Annotated in this window: 17 protein-coding genes; 4 read left to right on the top strand and 13 right to left on the bottom strand. The window is 48.3% G+C overall.

Annotated elements, in window-relative coordinates; all coding sequences use genetic code 11:
• Positions 1-14 precede the first annotated feature (14 nt).
• Positions 15-2,291 carry a heavy metal translocating P-type ATPase gene (locus tag IE074_RS11825; RefSeq protein WP_189385664.1) on the bottom strand — a complete coding sequence of 759 codons (2,277 nt, stop codon included), beginning with the start codon at positions 2,289-2,291 and terminating at the stop codon, positions 15-17.
• Between the two features lie 86 nt (positions 2,292-2,377).
• Here IE074_RS11825 and cadR point away from each other — a divergent pair, with 86 nt between their 5' ends.
• A complete protein-coding gene (gene cadR, locus IE074_RS11820; protein ID WP_189385663.1) occupies positions 2,378-2,806 on the top strand; it encodes a Cd(II)/Pb(II)-responsive transcriptional regulator in 429 nt (142 codons plus the stop codon).
• 5 nt (positions 2,807-2,811) lie between these two features.
• On the opposite strand, the gene pstB is transcribed toward cadR, so the two are convergent.
• The 3 genes from pstB to pstC are packed head-to-tail and all read right to left on the bottom strand — an operon-like array spanning position 2,812 to position 5,489.
• Positions 2,812-3,588, bottom strand: coding sequence for a phosphate ABC transporter ATP-binding protein PstB (gene pstB, locus IE074_RS11815; RefSeq protein WP_169295231.1), 777 nt, complete (start codon positions 3,586-3,588; stop codon positions 2,812-2,814).
• A gap of 35 nt (positions 3,589-3,623) precedes the next feature.
• Complete coding sequence (gene pstA / locus IE074_RS11810; protein ID WP_189385662.1) at positions 3,624-4,511, bottom strand: phosphate ABC transporter permease PstA; 888 nt, start codon at positions 4,509-4,511, stop codon at positions 3,624-3,626.
• Between the two features lie 18 nt (positions 4,512-4,529).
• Positions 4,530-5,489: a phosphate ABC transporter permease subunit PstC gene (gene pstC / locus IE074_RS11805; protein ID WP_189385661.1), complete on the bottom strand. Its 960-nt coding sequence runs from the start codon at positions 5,487-5,489 to the stop codon at positions 4,530-4,532.
• On the opposite strand from pstC, the gene IE074_RS11800 reads away from it, so the two are divergent.
• Positions 5,377-5,631 carry a hypothetical protein gene (locus tag IE074_RS11800; protein WP_189385685.1) on the top strand — a complete coding sequence of 85 codons (255 nt, stop codon included), beginning with the start codon at positions 5,377-5,379 and terminating at the stop codon, positions 5,629-5,631. The two genes, pstC and IE074_RS11800, sit on opposite strands and share 113 nt — an antisense overlap.
• Before the next feature lie 16 nt (positions 5,632-5,647).
• Here the strand turns inward: IE074_RS11800 and pstS are convergent, their stop codons facing one another.
• Positions 5,648-6,694, bottom strand: coding sequence for a phosphate ABC transporter substrate-binding protein PstS (gene pstS / locus IE074_RS11795; RefSeq protein WP_189385660.1), 1,047 nt, complete (start codon positions 6,692-6,694; stop codon positions 5,648-5,650).
• Between the two features lie 283 nt (positions 6,695-6,977).
• On the bottom strand, positions 6,978-9,062 hold the full coding sequence (gene ppk1 / locus IE074_RS11790) for a polyphosphate kinase 1 (protein ID WP_189385659.1): 2,085 nt from the start codon (positions 9,060-9,062) through the stop codon (positions 6,978-6,980).
• A 296-nt stretch (positions 9,063-9,358) separates the two neighbouring features.
• Here ppk1 and ppx point away from each other — a divergent pair, with 296 nt between their 5' ends.
• Positions 9,359-10,858 (top strand): exopolyphosphatase, encoded by a 1,500-nt coding sequence (ppx, locus tag IE074_RS11785; RefSeq protein WP_189385658.1) that lies wholly within the window; start codon positions 9,359-9,361, stop codon positions 10,856-10,858.
• A gap of 78 nt (positions 10,859-10,936) precedes the next feature.
• Here ppx and IE074_RS11780 read toward each other — a convergent pair whose 3' ends face one another.
• From IE074_RS11780 to IE074_RS11760, 5 genes are all read right to left on the bottom strand, one after another.
• Positions 10,937-11,701, bottom strand: coding sequence for a GNAT family N-acetyltransferase (locus tag IE074_RS11780; protein ID WP_189385657.1), 765 nt, complete (start codon positions 11,699-11,701; stop codon positions 10,937-10,939).
• A gap of 138 nt (positions 11,702-11,839) precedes the next feature.
• Entirely contained in the window at positions 11,840-13,177 is a 1,338-nt protein-coding gene (glmM, locus tag IE074_RS11775; RefSeq protein ID WP_189385656.1) for a phosphoglucosamine mutase, read from the bottom strand.
• Positions 13,174-14,022 carry a dihydropteroate synthase gene (folP, locus tag IE074_RS11770; RefSeq protein WP_189385655.1) on the bottom strand — a complete coding sequence of 283 codons (849 nt, stop codon included), beginning with the start codon at positions 14,020-14,022 and terminating at the stop codon, positions 13,174-13,176. The genes glmM and folP overlap by 4 nt, the downstream gene beginning before the upstream one ends.
• An 18-nt stretch (positions 14,023-14,040) precedes the next feature.
• Positions 14,041-15,942, bottom strand: coding sequence for an ATP-dependent zinc metalloprotease FtsH (ftsH, locus tag IE074_RS11765; RefSeq protein WP_308429761.1), 1,902 nt, complete (start codon positions 15,940-15,942; stop codon positions 14,041-14,043).
• A 206-nt stretch (positions 15,943-16,148) separates the two neighbouring features.
• Entirely contained in the window at positions 16,149-16,808 is a 660-nt protein-coding gene (locus IE074_RS11760; protein WP_189385654.1) for an RlmE family RNA methyltransferase, read from the bottom strand.
• Between the two features lie 18 nt (positions 16,809-16,826).
• Here IE074_RS11760 and IE074_RS11755 point away from each other — a divergent pair, with 18 nt between their 5' ends.
• Entirely contained in the window at positions 16,827-17,402 is a 576-nt protein-coding gene (locus IE074_RS11755; RefSeq protein ID WP_189385653.1) for a YhbY family RNA-binding protein, read from the top strand.
• 199 nt (positions 17,403-17,601) lie between these two features.
• On the opposite strand, the gene greA is transcribed toward IE074_RS11755, so the two are convergent.
• Together greA and IE074_RS11745 are read right to left on the bottom strand one after the other, a co-directional pair.
• Entirely contained in the window at positions 17,602-18,078 is a 477-nt protein-coding gene (gene greA / locus IE074_RS11750; protein WP_189385652.1) for a transcription elongation factor GreA, read from the bottom strand.
• 240 nt (positions 18,079-18,318) lie between these two features.
• On the bottom strand, positions 18,319-19,638 hold the full coding sequence (locus IE074_RS11745; protein WP_189385651.1) for a solute carrier family 23 protein: 1,320 nt from the start codon (positions 19,636-19,638) through the stop codon (positions 18,319-18,321).
• Between the last annotated feature and the right edge of the window lie 159 nt (positions 19,639-19,797).

Here is a 19,797-nt window from a genome sequence, read left to right as displayed (position 1 = left end):
GCCTGCCATCCATGTTAAGAAGAGGCCTTGAAAGACAGTAGCCTAAGCCCATTAAGCACCACTAGCAGGCTGGCCCCCATATCTGCAAAAACCGCCATCCACATGGATCCCATTCCGCCCAGGGTTAGCAGCAAGAACACCAGCTTAATCCCCAGTGCCAAGACAATATTTTGCACCAACACCCGATAAGTAACGTGGGACAATTCAATAAAACGAGGTATTTTGCGCAAATCGTCGTCCATCAAGGCAACGTCCGCCGTTTCAATCGCCGTATCCGTGCCGATTGCCCCCATGGCAAAACCAATCTCGGCCCTCGCCAGGGCTGGCGCATCGTTAATACCATCACCAACCATACCCACCATACCGGATTTTTGCAAATCGACAATCACATCCAACTTGTTTTCGGGCATTTGCTGCCCAAGCGCACGATCTATGCCTACCTGACTGGCAATGGTTTGCACGGTTTGAGGGTTGTCCCCTGACAGCATGATCGTTTTAACGCCCTGCTCATGCAGCCGCTGAATGGCTTGCCGGCTATCGGGCCTGACCGTATCCGCCACTGCAAATACGGCTATTACCCGGTTCAGGCAATACAATAACACGACTGTTTTACCCTGGTTTTCATAAGCATGTACGGTCTGTATTACCGAAGCATCAAGCAAACCCTGTTCAAGCGCACGACGTGGGCTTTCAAGCATATATTCCACACCATTAATGACACCTTGCACACCCCGGCCAGCCAAAGCCTGAAAACCCTCAACCGGATAGGTCAGCAAACCGTCTTTGCGGGCAGCCTGTGCCACCGCCATGGATACTGGATGATCGGACAAAGCTGCCAGACTGGCTGCTGTTTTTCGTACCCCGATTTCGTCCAGGCTCACCTCATCCTGATCTCGACCGCTTTCTGAAGCCCGGGTAAAGGTCAGGTTTTCAGGCATAAGTATCATATCGGTTTGCACCGGTTTACCCTGCGTGATGGTCCCTGTTTTATCCAGCGCCAGCCAACGCAATTTCCGGCCTTTTTCCAGATAGGCAGCCCCCTTAACCAGCACACCATGCCGTGCCGCAGCGGTTAAGCCGCTTACCAAGGTAACCGGTGTTGAAATCACCAGGGCGCAAGGGCAGGCAATCACCAACAGCACCAGTGCCATGTAGATGGCATCAAGCCAGGGGGTTCCCATGACAAAGGGCATAAAAACGGCCACCAACAAAGCCAGCAGGCAAACCGCAGGCGTATAGTATTGGGCAAACTGGTCCACAAACCGTTGCAAGGGGGCTTTGCTTGCCTGGGCCTGTTCAACCACCCTGATAATCCGGGCCAGAGTGCTGTTATCAGCCAAAGTGCCCACCTTGAACTCCAGCAGACCACCTTGGTTTATGGTACCGGCATACAGCTCGTCCCCCTGCTGCTTGTCAACGGGCAGGCTTTCGCCAGTAATGGGCGCCTGGTTGACCGTGGAGCTGCCCTTGATGACCATTCCGTCAAGAGGAATCCGCTCACCCGGGCGCACCCGTACAAGATCCCCTGTTTTTACCTGTCCTACCGGCAATTCCAGCCAGTCTTTATCTACCTGATAAACCCAGGCAGTTTGCGGCACCATTTGCAGCAAGTTACTCACGGCAAGACGGGCACGATCCAGTGACCTGGATTCCAGCAACTCGGCAATACTAAACAACACCATCACCATTGCGGCCTCGGGCCATTGTCCGATTAACAACGCACAGCTAACCGCAATAGCCATGAGCGCATTAATATTTAACTGTAAGTTCCGCAAGGCAATAAACCCTTTGCGGTAAGTTCCCAAGCCTGATAACGCCACGGCCAGTACCGCCAGCAAGGCAGAGAATATCCACGGCCCCCCTACCCAATGCGTGACTTCTGAAGCAATCGCCAAAATGGCAGCCACCGGGAGTTTCCAGCCTAAAGAAAAACCGCTTTCCCGCATGCTGTTTTTTAAAGGCACCACGTCTATTGCTGCGGTTTGTGGCTCAAAGCCCAACGATTTAATCGCGTCAAGAATAGCGTCCAAGGCATGAGGTTGATGCAGCACCAGCAATTCCCGCTGCATCAAATTAAAATTCATGGCCATTACCCCTGCGGTATTTTCAAGTCGGGTCCTGATAAGACGCTCTTCGGTAGGACAATCCATTTGCATGATACGAATGGGGGTTTGCACTGCATCACCCGCCACCTGTTGAGGCGGCAGATCCCTTAAACCCTGTGTTGTTTCTTTGGGGTCGTGATGAGTATGTTTATGATCGTGATTATGTTGCTGGCAGCAGCCTGACATGACTTACTCCATTTATGCGGTTATTCATTTATAATGATTAGACACCCTGTAGTAACTACAAGGTCAAGCATTTTCGGGAGTATTTCATGAAAATCGGTGAATTGGCCAGTTTGCTAAACTGCAAAGCGGAAACCATTCGATATTACGAGAAAGAAGGCTTGTTACCCAAGCCTGAACGCAATGCCAGCAATTACCGCCACTATGGCGATGAGCATGTTAAACGACTGCGGTTTATCCGCAATTGCCGCTCACTGGATATGACGCATGATGAGATTCGCACACTGTTAATGGTGCAGGATGAAAGCAATGGCAATTGCGCCTGCTTTAACCAGGTAATAGATGAACACCTGGGACATGTGGATGCCCGGATTCAGGAACTGGTTTACCTGAAAGAGCAGCTGATTGCGTTACAAAAGCAATGTGAAACGGCGCAGGCGGTTGAAAATTGTGGGATTTTCAGGCAGCTTTCCACCATGGAAAGCACCGAACCACCTACACGCCATTCACATTTATAGCAACATTAACCGAAACGGCCGGTAATGTAATCCTCAGTTTCCTTGCGCTGTGGTTTAACAAAGATTTTCTCTGTCTCACCAAATTCCATCAGTTCACCAAGGTACATGTAAGCGGTATAGTCGGAACAACGGGCTGCCTGCTGCATGTTATGGGTCACGATGGCAACGGTATAGTCTTTTTTCAACTCGGTAATCAATTCCTCGATTTTTACGGTTGAAATAGGATCAAGTGCCGAACAAGGCTCGTCAAGCAATAAAACCTCGGGTTTAATCGCCACACCACGTGCAATGCACAAGCGCTGCTGCTGGCCACCCGACAAGCCGTTACCACTTTGACCCAGCTTGTCTTTTACTTCATTCCACAAAGCCGATTTCGTCAAGGCCCATTCAACCCGCTCGTCCATTTCAGCCTTACTGAGTTTTTCAAACAACTTGACACCAAAAGCGATGTTGTCATAAATACTCATGGGAAACGGCGTGGGTTTTTGGAAAACCATTCCCACTTTTGCACGAATCAATGAAATATCGGTATTGGTGGTGAGCAGGTTTTCACCATCAAGGTTGATCTCACCTTCTGCACGCTGGCCTGGATACAATTCGAACATGCGGTTGAAGGTACGCAACAGGGTAGACTTGCCACAGCCTGAAGGACCAATGAAAGCAGTTACCTTGTTACGGGCAATACGCATGTTTACGTCTTTGATCGCGTGAAAACCACCATAATAAAAATTCAGGTTTTTAACTTCGATCTTTGTCTCATCGACTGGAACCAAATTTTCCATTTCAATTTCCTAAAATCTGTATATCGATAATCTGTTTACTTACGGAACAAACTGCGAGCCAGGATATTCAGGCCCAATACCAGCAGGGTAATCAGGGTTGCTCCTGCCCAGGCCAGCTCGTTCCAGTCTTTAAAGGGACTGGCCGCGTATTGATAAATAACCACTGGCAGGTTGGCCATTGGTGCATTCATGTTCCAGCTCATGAACTGGTTGGACAATGCGGTAAACAGCAAGGGAGCCGTTTCACCCATAATGCGGGCCACTGCCAGCAAAATGCCGGTAATAATGCCTGAGCGCGCAGCACGGTAACAAATCATGGTCACAATACGCCATTTGGGGCAACCCAACGCAGCAGCGGCTTCACGCAGGCTGTTTGGCACCAGCAAAAGCATGTTGTCGGTGGTGCGCACCACAACCGGAATAACCAGAATGGATAAGGCCAGCGCTCCTGCCCAACCGGAGTAATGACCCACATTGGACACATACAAGGAGTAAATGAACAAACCGATAATAATGGAAGGGGCTGATAGCAGGACATCGTTCAGGAAACGGGTAGCCGGTGCCAACCAGCCACGGCTGCCATATTCGGCCAGATAGGTGCCTGCCATGATGCCAATAGGCGTGCCAATAATGGTGCCCACCGCCGACATAAGCACGGAACCAAGTATGGCGTTGGCCAAGCCTCCCGAATCACCCGGTCCGGGGGTGATTTCGGTAAACAGGGTAAAAGACAGGGACGCACCACCTTTAAGCAGCAAGGTAAGAATAATCCAGAAAAGCCAGAACAAGCCGAAAACCAGTGTAATGGAAGACAGCGTTAACATGACTTTATTGATTTTGCTACGTTTTCTATACAGGGCGTTATCGTTGTTAAGCAACGACTTCACAGGCACAGATGCATGCAATGTAGATTGTGTATTCATTTTTTGTATCCGGTACGCTTAGGATTTCTTGCCTTCACCTCTGGCTGCACGAGCGAGCAACAAGCGGGAAAGCGCCAAAACAATGGTCGTAATAAGGAACAGGATAAGACCCAGTTCGATCAAGGCTGATTTTTGCAAACCACCTGCCTCGTTGAATTCGTTCGCAATGGCAGAGGCAATGGAGTTTGCCGGTGCAAAAATACTGTCAGGCAAGCGGAAAGCATTACCAATGACAAAAGTAACTGCCATGGTTTCACCCAGTGCACGCCCCAAACCAAGCATGATGCCACCAATGACACCGCTGCGGGTATAAGGCAATACGACTTTCCACATGACTTCCCAGGTTGAAGCGCCCAGGCCATAAGCGGATTCTTTAAGCATGGTTGGCACCACCTCGAAAACATCACGCATGACCGAGGCAATGTAGGGAATGATCATAATGGATAAAATGAGACCGGCGGTGAACAGGCCAATACCAAAAGGAGGGCCCGAAAAGAAGCCGCCAATGACAGGAATATTGCCAAGCACGGCAATCATGCCGGGCTGAATATACTCCTGGAAAATAGGCACAAAAACAAACAGACCCCACATACCATAAATAATGGAGGGAATCGCTGCCAGCATTTCTACGGCAACCCCCAATGGCCTGCGCAACCATGCCGGGGCCAGTTCGGTCAGGAACATGGCAATACCAAAAGAAACGGGAACTGCAATAAGCAGTGCAATAAAGGCGGTTATCACAGTACCTAAAATGGGTACAACAGCGCCATATACGTCATTGACCGGATCCCAGTCATTTGTGGTAAAAAATGACATACCATAGGCGGCAATGGTTTCACGACTCCCATAAACCAGGGAAACCATGATGGCTGCAAGCAAAATAAAGACGAAGAAGGCGAAAAACCTGGCTGTACCTTTGAACAAACCATCTGCAAGTGCATTTTTACTTGTCGGGTTTGGTGGGATATCTTTTTTCATGGCTGAATCAGCAGTTTTAATATTTGAAGAAACGGAAGGGGTTATTGTAGCGCTCATTCTCGACTCTACTTTTGAATTTTGCAAAAAACATGGCGGTTTTTTAAAAAACCGCCATGTTTTTCAGACAAGGTTAGCCAATTAATTGAACAACCCGTTGTTTATTTCCAAACTGCTTCACCGCCAGTTGTTTTGATTTCAGATGCCCATGCATCACGAACCTGGCTGGTAACTGCTTCTGGCAGAGGTACGTAGTCCAGCTCGGCGGCTGTTTTGGCACCATTTTTAAATGCCCAGTCAAAGAATGACAGCACTGCTTTAGTTTGCTCGGGCTTTTCAGCAACTTTATGCACCAGGATGAAAGTAGCTGCAGTAACAGGCCAGGATTCCGCACCGGGTTCGTTAGTTAATACAACACCCATACCTGGGGCACCTTTCCAGTCAGCATTGGCGGCAGCTGCTGCGAATGCTTTTTGTTCTGGCTGAACAAATTTACCATCCTGGTTTTGCAATTGTGTCCAGGACAGGTTGTTTTGTTTTGCGTAAGCGTACTCTACATAGCCAACCGAGTTTTTCAATTGACCCACGTAAGCGGCAACACCTTCGTTACCTTTTCCGCCCTGACCTACTGGCCATTTAACGGCCTTGCCTTCACCCACTTTTTCTTTCCATTCGGCAGAAACTTTAGACAGGTAGTTGGTCCAGCCGAAGGTGGTGCCTGAACCGTCTGAACGGTGAACAACAACAATGTCGGCGCCTGGCAGTTTAAGATCGGCGTTCAGGGCAACGATAGCAGGATCGTTCCATTTTTTGATTTTACCCAGGAAAATATCGGCCAGAACAGCACCTGACAGTTTCAATTCACCTGGTTTGATACCGTCGATATTAACAACAGGTACTGTACCGCCAATAACAGCAGGAAATTGCAGCAGATTGTTTTCTGTCAGTTTGTCAGCTTTCATTGGATCATCAGAAGCACCGAAATCGACGGTTTTAGCAATAATTTGCTGTTGACCGCCGCCCGAACCAATTGACTGGTAGTTGATTTTATTACCGGTTTGTGCTGCGTATTCAGATGCCCATTTTGCATAAATAGGGTATGGGAAAGAAGCACCTGCACCAGTTACTGTGCTGGCGGCCTGTACTGAAAAAGCAGCAGTGCCTAAGGCGACTGCCAATGTAACGCGTTTAAATGCATGCTTCAACATTGTTTTTCCTTTCGAGAAAAGTGGAAATGGATTTTGATACCAATGACGACATAGTAAATCCCAAATATGACATGATTGTGACAGTTCTTGCATATTCGCTTGCGACTTGTCTAGATCACAATCCCCAAAAACCCTAATTAATCAATAAATTAAAAGAAAGATGTTGAATTTTTACATCAGACAAAAAACGTGAACAAATGTCAACAAGCTTTAGGCCTCCTGAATTTGCCCACGTTTTCAGAGCCAGGCCCGGCTGGTGCCTGGTGATGACCGGGGGAAAGAATTATTTACCCAGCAATCCCATTAAATGATTTTGCAAATTAAATGGTTGGCGACGGTTTCTGACACGCTGGTAATTGCCGTCGGGTTGCTGCTCCCAAGCCAGTACATTGTCTTTAAGCGCATAAGTGAATGACTCGGCAATAACCCGTTTTTTCAGCGCAGGATTTAAAACAGGGAATCCGACTTCCACACGACGGAAAAAGTTGCGCTCCATCCAGTCAGCCGAAGAAAGATAGACCTGCTCTTTACCATTGTCATAAAAATAAAATACCCGGGAGTGCTCAAGGAAGCGCCCTACAATGGATCGCACGCGAATATTTTCAGACATACCGGCAACCCCGGCACGCAATGCACACACGCCGCGCACAATCAAGTCAATTTCCACTCCTGCCTGACTTGCCTCATAAAGGGCATTAATCACCTGAATATCCAGCAGGGAATTCATTTTGGCCATAATACGCGCCTTTTTACCCTGACGTGCATTTTCCGCTTCATTATTAATAAGCGTTAGCATTTTTCCATGCAGGGTAAAAGGAGACTGCAGCAACAATTTCAGTGGGCGCCGGGCCCCCAAACCGGTTAACAGGGAGAATATCTTATCCATGTCCTCGGTAATTTCCCGGTTGGCGGTCAGCATGCCAAAGTCGGTATACAAACGGGCTGTACGCGGATGGTAATTACCGGTACCCAGGTGACCATAGCGTACAATGCGTCGCCCTTCCCTTCTTAATACCAAGGCCATTTTTGCATGGGTTTTATGACCAACCACCCCATAAACCACATGCGCCCCAACCTCTTCAAGCTTGGCGGCCCAATTGATATTGGTTTGTTCATCAAAGCGAGCCATCAGTTCTACCACTACAGTAACTTCCTTGCCCGACTTGGCAGCCATAACCAGCAAACGCATCAATTCCGAGTCTTCACCGGTACGGTAAATGGTTTGCTTGATCGCGACCACGGCCGGATCCACGGCAGCAGCCGTCAGAAATTCAATGACCGGATCAAAAGATTGGTACGGATGATGCAACAGCAGATCTTCCTTGGCGATCGCACTGAACATGTGCTCAGGATGATCTTCCATTTTGTCAAAGGGTGATGGAATTTTTGCCCTATACCCTGGAAACACCAAATCGGTTCCCGCATCAATATCACACAGCGGCATGATGCGGGTCAGGTTAACCGAACCCGCAGTACGGTATGTGTCAAGCGGTGTCAGTGCAAACTCGGATTGGAGGAAAATCTCCAGCTCTTCAGGGGTATCCTCGGCAATCTCCAATCGAACCGCGGCACCAAAGTTGCGCTGGGACAACTCTCCCTGCAAAGCCTGCCGCAAATCGGTTACCTCATCTTCATCGACATAAAGGTCGCTGTTGCGGGTCACCCGCCATTGATACAGTCCCTTGACTTCCAATCCTGGAAACAGATCTCCAACAAACATCTGCATCAGACTGGACAGCAAAGTGTGACCGTGTTTTTGCCCACACACTTCTTCAGGAATTTTTAACAGTCGCGGCAAGGCACGCGGTGCCTGAACAATGGCAATGGAAGAATTACGTCCAAACGCATCAACACCCGATAGTGAAACGATAAAGTTAAGGCTTTTGTTATAGACCCGGGGAAATGGATGGGATGGATCAAGCCCGATGGGCGTCAATAAAGGCATCACATCCTCAAGGAACACCTCACGGGCCCAGGCCATCATGCCTTCGGTGTACTCCTGGGGCTTGTAAATATAAACCCCTTTCTCACGCAAGGCTGGCAAGATGCTTTGATTTAATAAGAAATACTGCCGTTTGACCAGCTCATGCACATCTTTTTGCACCAAATCAAACGCCTCACCGGGTGTGTAACCATCATCACCAATCACCCGAGGATTGCGTCTCTCCTGCTCTTTAAGGCTGGCAATCCGGATCTCAAAAAATTCATCCAGATTGGAACTGACAATACATATATATCGCAAGCGCTCTAGTAGTGGCGTATTTTCGTTTTCAGCCATCCCCAATACCCTGGCGTTAAACTTGAGTAAAGACAACTCCCGATTCAGAAAATTGGGAGGCGACACATCTTCCTGGCTATTCTCGATCATGATTACCTTACAAATGATTTAATTTTTTATTTGTTGCTTATACACTATATAAATTACCATTTAATGACAATGTCATGTAAGTGCCTTTTTTTCATTAATTTAATTATTCCTGTCTCATTGGCACACATTCACCCCACGCAAGTCACATAACCTGCCCAATTACGTTTGCCCCACTTACTCAGTCAGTCAAAACTTCTACGAATGTCGCTTAAATTTTTTGGCATTTATTCTTTTATACAAAATACATATTTTTTTTTACTAAAATAGCGCAACTAAACACCTAAGACAGCAAACGCATGGATCAAAATAACTTATTAGCTGCCGTTGACCTGGGCTCCAACAGTTTCCGGCTTTCTATCGGACGCATTGTGCAGCGTGAAGGTATTTCACAAATCTATGCACAGGACAGACTGAAAGAAACGGTCCGCCTGGCAGCCGGCCTTGATGAGAACATGATTCTTAGTGAGGAAGCGATTGCAAGAGCTATTGCCGTGCTGGAACGGTTTGGCGACCGAATAGAAAACTTTCCTCCCGACCGCGTTCGTGTAGTGGCCACCAATACTTTTAGGGTTGCCCGCAATATCAAGGAATTCCTGCCTCGCGCTGAAGCTGCATTAGGTTACCCGATTGAAGTGGTTGCCGGTCATGAAGAAGCACGGCTGGTTTTTTCGGGTGTGGCCCATGAACTGCCACCATCAGACGAAAAACGCCTCGTGATCGATATTGGCGGAGGCTCAACAGAATTCATTATTGGTCAAAACCTTGAACCCAAACTCATGCAATCTTTAAGCATGGGCTGCGTCAGCTTCACCAAAGCCTATTTTCCAGAAGGCGCAGTGACAGCTGAAGGTTTTGCCCATGCAGAAATTGCTGCCCGCAAAGAGCTGGAGGCCATCTCCAAACAATTCCAAAGAATGGGTTGGGCCGAAGCTTATGGCTCTTCCGGCACCGCAAAGGCCTTAGTGGCCACCCTGGAAGAATCCGGCTTCTCGGAAAAAGGCATCACCCTTGATGGCATGCAAAAACTCAAGAAAGTCTTGATTCGCTACGGTTCTGCCAAAGCCCCCGAACTGAAAGGTCTTAAAATTGATCGTATGGAAGTGTTGCCCGCAGGACTTTCCATTATGATATCCGCCTTTAAAGAGCTTAAAATAGAACGCATGCTTCAGGGTGAAGGTGCGCTTCGGGTAGGTGTACTTTACGATATGCTGGGGCGGCAGGCTGCTGTTGACAAACGTGATGAATCGGTCAAGCAGTTCATCAGGCGCTATCACATAGATATCAAACAAGCCACTCGTGTAAAGCAGCTTTCCCTTCAGTTTTTTGACCAATTGAAGCTTGAAGACCCCCTGGCGAGTGAATTACGACAGGCCCTGGGATGGGCTGCCGATTTACATGAAGTGGGCTTAAGCATTTCACAAAACGCCTATCACAAACACACCGCCTATGTGTTGGGCAATGCCGATATGCCAGGGTTTTCCAAAGCAGACCAAAGTATTCTTTCATTACTGACGCTGGGTCACCAAGGCCGCCTTGATAAAATAAACTCGCACACACCCACAAGAAACCAATGGCTTGCACTGTTATGTTTAAGACTCGCCGCTTTGTTTCTGCGTCGCCGGCAACTTATTAACCCGGAAATTTTAAGACTGGAAGTAGATGGAAAAACCGTCTCGGTGATTATCTCCAGCAAGTGGCTGGCTCATCATCCGTTAACGCAGTACAGCCTTAAGCTGGAAGCGTCGGAATGGAAACAGGCTGATGCCAATTTAACCTTCAAGGTAGTTCCGGCATAGCTAATGACTATTTCCAATGACCAATAAAACAATGGCCTCACTTGTCAGCCAGTGAGGCCATTGGCATAAAATCCGAAGTTAATCTATGCCAAAATGTTTACGATAACGCGGATCCATACTTTCAATATCAATAATAATCGGGAAATCCGCTGCATTGAAATTGGGATCCCAGGCAGGCTCACCACAAATACGGGCACCAATTTTAAGATATCCCTTAATTAACGGTGGAATCTTCACTTCCCCGGTCGCATCAAGCTTTTCAAGTGGATATGGATTTAACGGCGTTACCCTTGGCAATTCCGGATGTTTGTCCATTTCAGCTTTTGCGGCACGCCACACCTGTGAGGCCTGCACACCACCATCAGCCAGGCTGACACTGGCACAACCCAGCATGTACCGATAATTTCTTTGATGTAAAAATTTGGTCAGACCCGTCCAAAGCATCATTATGGCTGAACCATTACGATAATCGGCATGAGTACAGGAACGACCACACTCACACAATAAGTGACGGATATGATCCAGGCTGGAAATATCAAACTCGGATTCCGAATAATAACCTTTGGCTTCAATGGCTTTTTCGGGTGTCATGACACGATAAGTGCCCACAACCTTACCGGTTTTTACATCACACACCATTAAGTGATAACACCATTGATCATAACGGTCAACATCAACGCCATCAACGGCATCAGGAAAAACAGCGTTCATTTCTTTTGTATAAACATCGAAACGCAATCTTTGCAACTGCTCAAGTTCTTCCGGTGTTGTTGCAAGCCCCAAAACCAACCCAGGTTCATCCTGATTTGCCGTATCCGTATCTGTACGCAATAGTTCTTGCATTAGCTTATTTTCCTACGCAATGATTAACAATGACATCATACCGATCTCATTTGACAAAAACTTTTCACAAACACGAAACATAAGGTGTTTGTGAAAAGCATTGTACTTTATTTGTTTTCTGGCGTGATGCTGTTGTAATCAAGACAAATTAACGGCAGCAAGCTGATCAACACAGTGTTTGGCCAAATCATAATTCTCAGCCTCGACCATCAAACGAAGTTTGGGTTCTGTACCGGAAGCCCTGATCAAGACACGACCGCGACTGCCAAGCTCTTTTTCCACTGCCTCACGGGCAGCTTGAAGCCCGGCATGCGACTCCCATTTCACTTCTTTGGCCAAAGGGACATTGATCATGACCTGAGGATACATTTTAAGATCGGCAATCCACTCGGACAGTTTTTTTCCACTGCGAACCAAACCTTTAAGCACTTGCAAACCGGCAATAATACCATCACCTGTTGTATGATGATCTAAACACAACAGGTGCCCGGAGCCTTCACCACCATATAACCAGCCATTTTTCTGCATGGCTTCCAGCACATAGCGGTCACCCACTTTTGCACGTTCAAAGGGGATACCCAGGGCTTTCATTTGTTTTTCAAAACCGTAATTGGTCATTAGCGTACCCGCCACACCCTTGACCGCTCCTTGATTAAGCCGTTCAAGGATAATGGCATACAACAATTCATCACCATTATAAATACGTCCATCGGCATCAACCATCTGAATCCTGTCTGCGTCACCATCAAGGGCAATGCCATAATCAGCACCGCGGGCGCTAACCGTGGCGGCCAGTTTTTCGGGGTACAGGGCACCGACATCCTTGTTAATATTAAAACCATCAGGGTGGCAACCAATCTCAATAACCTCGGCACCCAGCTCACGAAAAACATGCGGAGCTATATTATAGGCGGCGCCGTGCGCACCATCCACCACAATTTTCAGGCCTTTCAAGTCCAATTCGTTTGGAAACGTGCTTTTACAAAATTCGATATAGCGCCCTGCCGCATCATCAATCCGCCTTGCCCGGCCAATTTTTTCTGAACGCACGCAACCAACGGGTTCATCAATGGCCCGTTCAATTTCCTCTTCCACGTCATCGGGCAGTTTGGTGCCCTGACCGGAAAAAAATTTAATCCCGTTATCATCATAAGGATTATGCGAGGCACTAATCACCACACCGGCAGTCAATCGCAAGGCACGGGTTAAATAAGCAACCGCAGGCGTGGGAATAGGGCCTGCCAGAAAAACATCAATGCCTGCCGCACTAAGACCCGCTTCCAGGGCTGATTCGAGCATATAACCCGAAACTCGGGTATCTTTGCCGATCAGGACAATAGGACGCCCCCCTCCCTGATGATTCTTGGACAGCACACGTCCTGCCGCATACCCCAATCGCAATGCGAAGGCGGCATTAATCAGTTCTCCACCCACTTCACCCCGAATTCCATCGGTTCCAAAATATTTACGGCTCATTCATTAACTCCAAATTCAACTGCATTCCATACGGCCAGCGCATCATGCGTCTGGGCCACATCGTGCACCCTGACAACCACCGCCCCCCGGGCAACCCCAGCCAACGCTGCGGCAATACTTCCTGACAGACGATCATTTACCGGCTTATGGGTAACAGCGCCAATCATTGTTTTTCGGGAAACCCCCACCAGTATGGGCGCTTTCAATTCATTCAGGTCAGCCATTTCCCGTAGCAGCTGAAAATTCTGTGCGGCTGTTTTACCAAAACCAAAACCCGGATCGATCATAATTCTACGAGGATCAATCCCGCTTTGCAGCATAATTTTCATTCTGTCCCGTAAAAAAGCAGCCACTTCACGAGTAATGTTATTGCCGTAATCAGGCGGATTGACTTGCATGGTTTTAGGCTCACCGTGCATATGCATGATGCAAATTCCGCAATGTGGAAATTCACTAACAACCTCAAGGGCACCTGGCTGCCTTAATGCATAAATATCATTGATTAAATCAACCCCCGACTGCAAGGCTGCCTTCATCACCTCGGGTTTGAAAGTGTCAATGGATAAAGGTACGCCACAATTGCGCAGCCCCTCTATAACGGGAATGACCCTGTTCAGCTCTTCCTGTATGCTTACCGGCTCGGAACCGGGACGCGTGGACTCACCACCGATATCCAGGATATCTGCACCTTGCTCGACCAGTCCCAGGGCATGATCAATGGCCGCATTAGTTGAAAAATGATGTGAACCGTCCGAAAAGGAATCGGGCGTGATATTCACTATCCCCATAATTAAAGGGCGCTCGAACCCAAGTTCAAAGCGCCCGCAAAGGAATGTACTATTCATTCAGTAAAAATATTATTATTACACGGCAGTTGCCGGACTATCGCTGTCTTTACCTTTGGGAGCCGTGCCTGTTGGCGGGGGCATACCAGCGGAATCATGCGGTGCATCAGGCTCTTTAGGCGGACGAGGATCACGACCTTTCATAATGTCTTCGATCTGATCCGCATCAATGGTTTCCCACTCTAGCAGCGCTTTGGCCATAGCATGCATTTTATCGCTGTTCTCTTCGATAATCTTGCGCGCAATGGCATATTGCTCATCGATAATCAAGCGAATTTCAGTATCCACCTTCTGCATGGTGGCCTCAGACATATGTGTGGTTTTTGTCACACTTCGGCCAAGGAAGACTTCATTTTCGTTCTCGGCATAAACCATTGGGCCCAATGAGTCTGTCATCCCATAGCGGGTAACCATGTCACGTGCAATGGCGGTTGCCCGCTCAAAGTCGTTTGAAGCACCGGTGGTCATTTGATTCATGAACACTTCTTCGGCAATACGGCCACCAAACAGTACAGCAATGGTGTTAAGCAAACGTTCCCTATCCATGCTGTAACGATCGCCTTCAGGCAATTGCATGGTAACACCCAAGGCACGACCACGAGGAATAATGGTAACCTTGTGGACCGGGTCTGTTTTAGGCAGCATGCTTGCCACAATGGCGTGACCAGCCTCATGGTAAGCCGTATTCTTACGCTCTTCTTCGGGCATGACAATAGAACGGCGCTCGGCACCCATGATGATTTTGTCTTTGGCTTTTTCAAAATCGATCATGTCGACGGTACGGCCATTACGACGCGCGGCAAACAAGGCGGCTTCATTAACCAAGTTGGCCAGGTCTGCGCCCGAAAAACCAGGTGTGCCACGAGCCAGAACTGAAGCCACTACGTTAGGTGCCAAGGGCACTTTACGCATATGTACATTCAGGATTTGCTCACGACCACGTACATCGGGCAGGTTTACCACGACCTGGCGGTCAAACCGGCCTGGACGCAACAAGGCAGGATCAAGCACATCGGGACGGTTGGTTGCAGCAATCACGATAACGCTTTGACCGGACTCGAAACCGTCCATTTCAACCAGCATCTGGTTGAGCGTTTGCTCGCGCTCATCGTTACCACCCCCCACACCAGCGCCACGCTGACGTCCAACCGCATCAATCTCGTCAATAAAGATAATGCACGGTGCGTGTTTTTTGGCGTTTTCGAACATATCGCGAACACGGGAAGCGCCCACACCCACGAACATTTCAACAAAATCGGAACCCGAAATGGTAAAGAACGGTACTTTTGCTTCACCGGCAATAGCCTTGGCCAACAAAGTCTTACCGGTTCCAGGAGGACCAACCATTAACACGCCACGGGGAATACGACCACCCAAACGCTGAAAGCGCGAAGGGTCACGCAGGAAATCGACCAACTCCTTAACATCCTCCTTGGCTTCATCACACCCGGCCACATCAGCAAAAGTAATGGGGTTAGTGCTTTCGTCCAGCATGCGGGCACGGGATTTGCCAAAACTGAAGGCACCGCCCTTGCCACCGCCCTGCATTTGGCGCATGAAAAAGAACCAGACCCCAATTAACAGCAACATGGGGAACCATGAAATAATGGCGCTTAATAAAAACGAAGGCTGTTCTGGCGGTTTGGCGGTAACCTTGACGCCGTCACGCACCAAATCACCAACCATCCAGAGGTCACCCGGAGAGGTTAAAGTATAAGGACGACCACCGCTAGGGGTCACATAAAGGGTATCACCCTGAATTTCCACACTGGAAATCTTGCCCTGTTTGGAATCAGCCATGAACTGGCTGTAACTGACACCATCGTTGGTACGTGCCGGGCCGTCATACTGTTTGAAGACAGTAAAAAGCACCAAGGCAACAATGGCCCACATGGCGAATTTGGAAAAGGAATTATTCAAAGATCAGCTCTCCCGCATGAAATTTAGAGCTGCAATTTTTATGACTCATAAAAACTACAAAAAAAACTAAGATTGCACCTGATTACATTCTATATCATAGAAATAAAAAAGATAGAATTAGTGCATATTTCGAATGAATTAAAATGTATCGAAATACGCGGGTACTAAATATTAGATTGGGACAAAAAACCCAATTGCAAGCCTGTTTAATCTTGCAGATCTTGCTCCCGGGGTTTCTTCAGACCGCGGGCAACCAGAAAAGTTTCTGATGATTTATCACGCGAGGCCTTTGGCTTGCGCTCCACCACTCTTTTGAAGTGCTGCTTGAACATTTCCACAATTTGTGAAAAGCCGCTACCATGGAACGCCTTGACAATGAGCGCGCCCTCGGGCTTAAGATGATTAAGCGCAAAATCCATGGCAAGCTCGCATACATGCTGGATACGGGCCGAATCGGCCGAACTTACACCAGAAAGGTTGGGAGCCATGTCAGAGACAACCAAGTCTACCTGCTGACTGCCAACTTGCTCATGCAAGCGGTTAAGAACCTCATCTTCACGAAAGTCACCCTGAAGAAATTCCACCCCGGCAATCGGTTCCATGGGTAAAATATCAAGTGCAATAACCCGGCCGTCCATGACACCACCCGGCCCAACCAATCTTTCGCGTGCAACTTGCGACCAACTTCCCGGAGCAGAGCCCAAGTCGACTATAATATCCCCCCGACGCATGAGCTTTTCTGAATCCAGGATCTCGATCAGCTTGAATGCAGCACGTGCCCGGTAACCTTTTTGCTGAGCCATTTTCACATATGGATCATTAATGTGCTGATGGATCCACTCTTTTGAGAATTTCTTTTTGGCCATTGCCGTATTTCCTAACTTATGCCTATACTCGAATTAACATCTAAAGAACGCAGCGCCTTACGCTCTGCCGCCCACCCACTGAAACCGGTTGTCCTGATTGGCGATAACGGACTGACCGAAGCAGTCCTGAAAGAAATCGACACCAGCCTGACGGTTCATGGCCTGATCAAAGTCCGCGTCGCAGGAGACGACCGGCAAGCTCGCATTGATATGTTGAATCAGATTTGCGACACACTTTCCTGTGCCAATATTCACCATTTGGGCAAAACGCTTATTTTATATCGTCACGGCTCGTCCAACCGTGCTTTTGAAGAAAACGAAGCAGAACCCCAACAGGCCAGTTATCGCAAACCTTCCGAACCTTACACACCCAAAAAACTGGCAGCCGCCGGCAAAAGCATTAAAGACAAGCGCCGCAAAACAACCTTTAAGGGTAATGATGCGCTGGCTTCCGACAATCAAAAACCAGTTCGTAAACCTGTGGCCAAATCGCCTGCCAGTCGCCCGGCCCATAACATTCCGCGCCGTGCTGGCAGTGCCTTATCTTTGCGAGCCGGACGCCGCAGCAGCACAACACGCCGCGGCTCCCGCTAATGCCAATATTCTGACTGGCAGAAACTGCCAGCAGTTATTACAGCAAGATCCCTGAGCAGGTATAACCTCGTTGACAATTGCCAGCCCTCAAGCTGGCTTTTCTTTTGACGACTGAAAAACAAAAATGCCAGCCCTTTAATAAAGCGTGGCATGCAATTTCATGCTATGGCAAGCATAAAATCCTGAAACAACGATTTGTTTAATTATATTCGATCTCGATGATTTCGAACTCTTTCTCTCCGGCGGGTACATTGACCATGACCACATCACCTTCCGATTTACCAATAAGCGCACGGGCAACCGGACTGGAAACGGAAATCAGGTTCTGGCGAATATCCGCTTCAAGATCACCCACAATCTGGTAAGTCACCGTTTCACTGGAGCCCAGATCTTCGATCGTAACCGTTGCACCAAACACAATACGATCATCTACTTCCAGCGTAGCCGGATCAATGATATGTGCATTGGCCAAAGTGCCCTCCAGTTCCTGGATGCGGCCTTCGATAAAACCCTGGCGCTCACGTGCGGCATCGTACTCGGCATTTTCAGACAAATCTCCCTGGGCACGTGCCTCGGAGATGGCTTCAATGACATTTGGCCGTTCGATTGTTTTCAAGCGGTGCAATTCTTCTTCTAAGCGCTTTGCACCACGCGCCGTTAATGGAATAGCTGCCATAATTTCACACACTCATAAAAAACTAAACGCCCCGCATTATTGTTAGATAAATACAGAGCGTTACAAATAAACACGCGTCTTTTTGAAAGACAAAAAATTTCCCCGGTTCACTCTGAACCGGGGAACTAATCACAATTGTGCTTAAATTTGATTAAAATTGCAAGTCATTTAATTAAAAGACATTTTTATGTCGCCAAAAAGCACGAACAAACGTCAAACCTGTTTTTTCAGCGCAAAAATTCAATGCTTACTTGCACGGCAATTCAATAAGGCATATAGCAAAATGGCACCAAAAGTGGCCGTACCAATACCATTCAGCTCAAAAACCCCCATGGAAACCTTAAAGTCTCCAGCGCCCAGAATCATGGTTACCGCCGCCACAATCAGGTTTTTATTGTCACTGAAATCAACCTGATTAACCACCCAGATGCGGGCACCTGCAATAACGATAAGACCAAAGACCACCACTGCAACGCCACCCAGCACAGGCGCAGGGATACTGTGAATCAGGGCACCAAATTTGGGAGAAAAACCCAGTAAAATGGCAAACAAAGCGGCAACGACAAACACGATCGTTGAATAGATGCGGGTCACGGCCATTACGCCTATGTTTTCGGCATAGGTAGTGACCCCTGTTCCGCCCACCGAGCCTGACAGCATGGTCGCAACACCATCCCCCACAAAAGCGCGCCCCAGATATTTGTCCAGATCCTGCCCGGTCATGGCGCTGACCGCACGAATATGCCCCAGGTTTTCGGCAACCAGAATGACCGCCACCGGCACAATAACCGAAATGGCTGAAAGACTGAATTGAGGGGTAGCCAGGGAAGGCAAACCAAACCAGGCCGCATTCTGGATGGCAGTAAAGTCAATAGCCTGCCCCAGTCCCATGACGTTGGCAAAGACCCAGTACAGCACGCTGGCCAGAATCAGCCCCACCAGAATAAGCAGCCGCTGGACTGTACCTGACGTAAAAACAGCAATAATACCCACACATAAAATAGTCATGATTGACATGGCAGCCTCGAAATTGCTGCCGCTACCCATCGCCCCCTTAGCGGCAATGGGCGCCAGGTTCAGGCCAATCACGGCAACAATCGCCCCAGTGACAACCGGGGGCATCAGTTTTTCTATCCAGGCTGATCCATTGCCCCGTGAGTTGGCATACCAAACGATAAGACCGATCAGGGTATATACCGCACCGCAGGCAACAATGGCCCCCAATGCCACCCCGATATTAAGGTTGGGTCCTGAACCGGCGTACCCGGTAACCGCCACCACTCCACCAATGAAAGCAAAACTGGAACCCAGATAACTGGGCACTCTTCCCCCCACGAACAGGAAGAACAGAAGCGTACCTATACCCGACATTAAAATAGCCAGGTTGGCATCAAAACCCATCAACAAGGGTGCCAGTACCGTTGAACCGAACATGGCAACCACGTGCTGAATCCCCATGGCCACGGTTTGCCCTGCAGGCAGATATTCATCAGGCGCAACAACCTGACCAGGTTCAAGTTCATCAACCTTGCGCCAGATTGGAAAATAAGTTCCAGACATTTCTTTCCCTTTAAATTATTTCAGACAAATGCTGGAAGCAAAGTGTACGTCCTGAAGGGCTTTGGTGGCAAGCAAATATGGCAGGAAAACTAGGGACAACCACTATTAGACAATTTAATCAATCAATCGTATTGTGACATTTATATTGCGGCTCATATA

The sequence above is a fragment of the Advenella faeciporci genome, from assembly GCF_014652395.1.
GTDB classification, from domain to species: domain Bacteria; phylum Pseudomonadota; class Gammaproteobacteria; order Burkholderiales; family Burkholderiaceae_B; genus Advenella; species Advenella faeciporci.
The sequence above is the reverse complement of the archived record's forward strand: the minus strand, read 5'-3'. Positions and strand labels throughout refer to the sequence as shown.

Coding starts and splice junctions, on each gene's coding strand:
- IE074_RS11825 (WP_189385664.1), bottom strand. CDS start 2,291: ATGTCAGGCTGCTGCCAGCAACATAATCACGATCATAAACATACTCAT.
- cadR (WP_189385663.1), top strand. CDS start 2,378: ATGAAAATCGGTGAATTGGCCAGTTTGCTAAACTGCAAAGCGGAAACC.
- pstB (WP_169295231.1), bottom strand. CDS start 3,588: ATGGAAAATTTGGTTCCAGTCGATGAGACAAAGATCGAAGTTAAAAAC.
- pstA (WP_189385662.1), bottom strand. CDS start 4,511: ATGAATACACAATCTACATTGCATGCATCTGTGCCTGTGAAGTCGTTG.
- IE074_RS11800 (WP_189385685.1), top strand. CDS start 5,377: ATGGCTGCAAGCAAAATAAAGACGAAGAAGGCGAAAAACCTGGCTGTA.
- pstC (WP_189385661.1), bottom strand. CDS start 5,489: ATGAAAAAAGATATCCCACCAAACCCGACAAGTAAAAATGCACTTGCA.
- pstS (WP_189385660.1), bottom strand. CDS start 6,694: ATGTTGAAGCATGCATTTAAACGCGTTACATTGGCAGTCGCCTTAGGC.
- ppk1 (WP_189385659.1), bottom strand. CDS start 9,062: ATGATCGAGAATAGCCAGGAAGATGTGTCGCCTCCCAATTTTCTGAAT.
- ppx (WP_189385658.1), top strand. CDS start 9,359: ATGGATCAAAATAACTTATTAGCTGCCGTTGACCTGGGCTCCAACAGT.
- IE074_RS11780 (WP_189385657.1), bottom strand. CDS start 11,701: ATGCAAGAACTATTGCGTACAGATACGGATACGGCAAATCAGGATGAA.
- glmM (WP_189385656.1), bottom strand. CDS start 13,177: ATGAGCCGTAAATATTTTGGAACCGATGGAATTCGGGGTGAAGTGGGT.
- folP (WP_189385655.1), bottom strand. CDS start 14,022: ATGAATAGTACATTCCTTTGCGGGCGCTTTGAACTTGGGTTCGAGCGC.
- IE074_RS11760 (WP_189385654.1), bottom strand. CDS start 16,808: ATGGCCAAAAAGAAATTCTCAAAAGAGTGGATCCATCAGCACATTAAT.
- IE074_RS11755 (WP_189385653.1), top strand. CDS start 16,827: ATGCCTATACTCGAATTAACATCTAAAGAACGCAGCGCCTTACGCTCT.
- greA (WP_189385652.1), bottom strand. CDS start 18,078: ATGGCAGCTATTCCATTAACGGCGCGTGGTGCAAAGCGCTTAGAAGAA.
- IE074_RS11745 (WP_189385651.1), bottom strand. CDS start 19,638: ATGTCTGGAACTTATTTTCCAATCTGGCGCAAGGTTGATGAACTTGAA.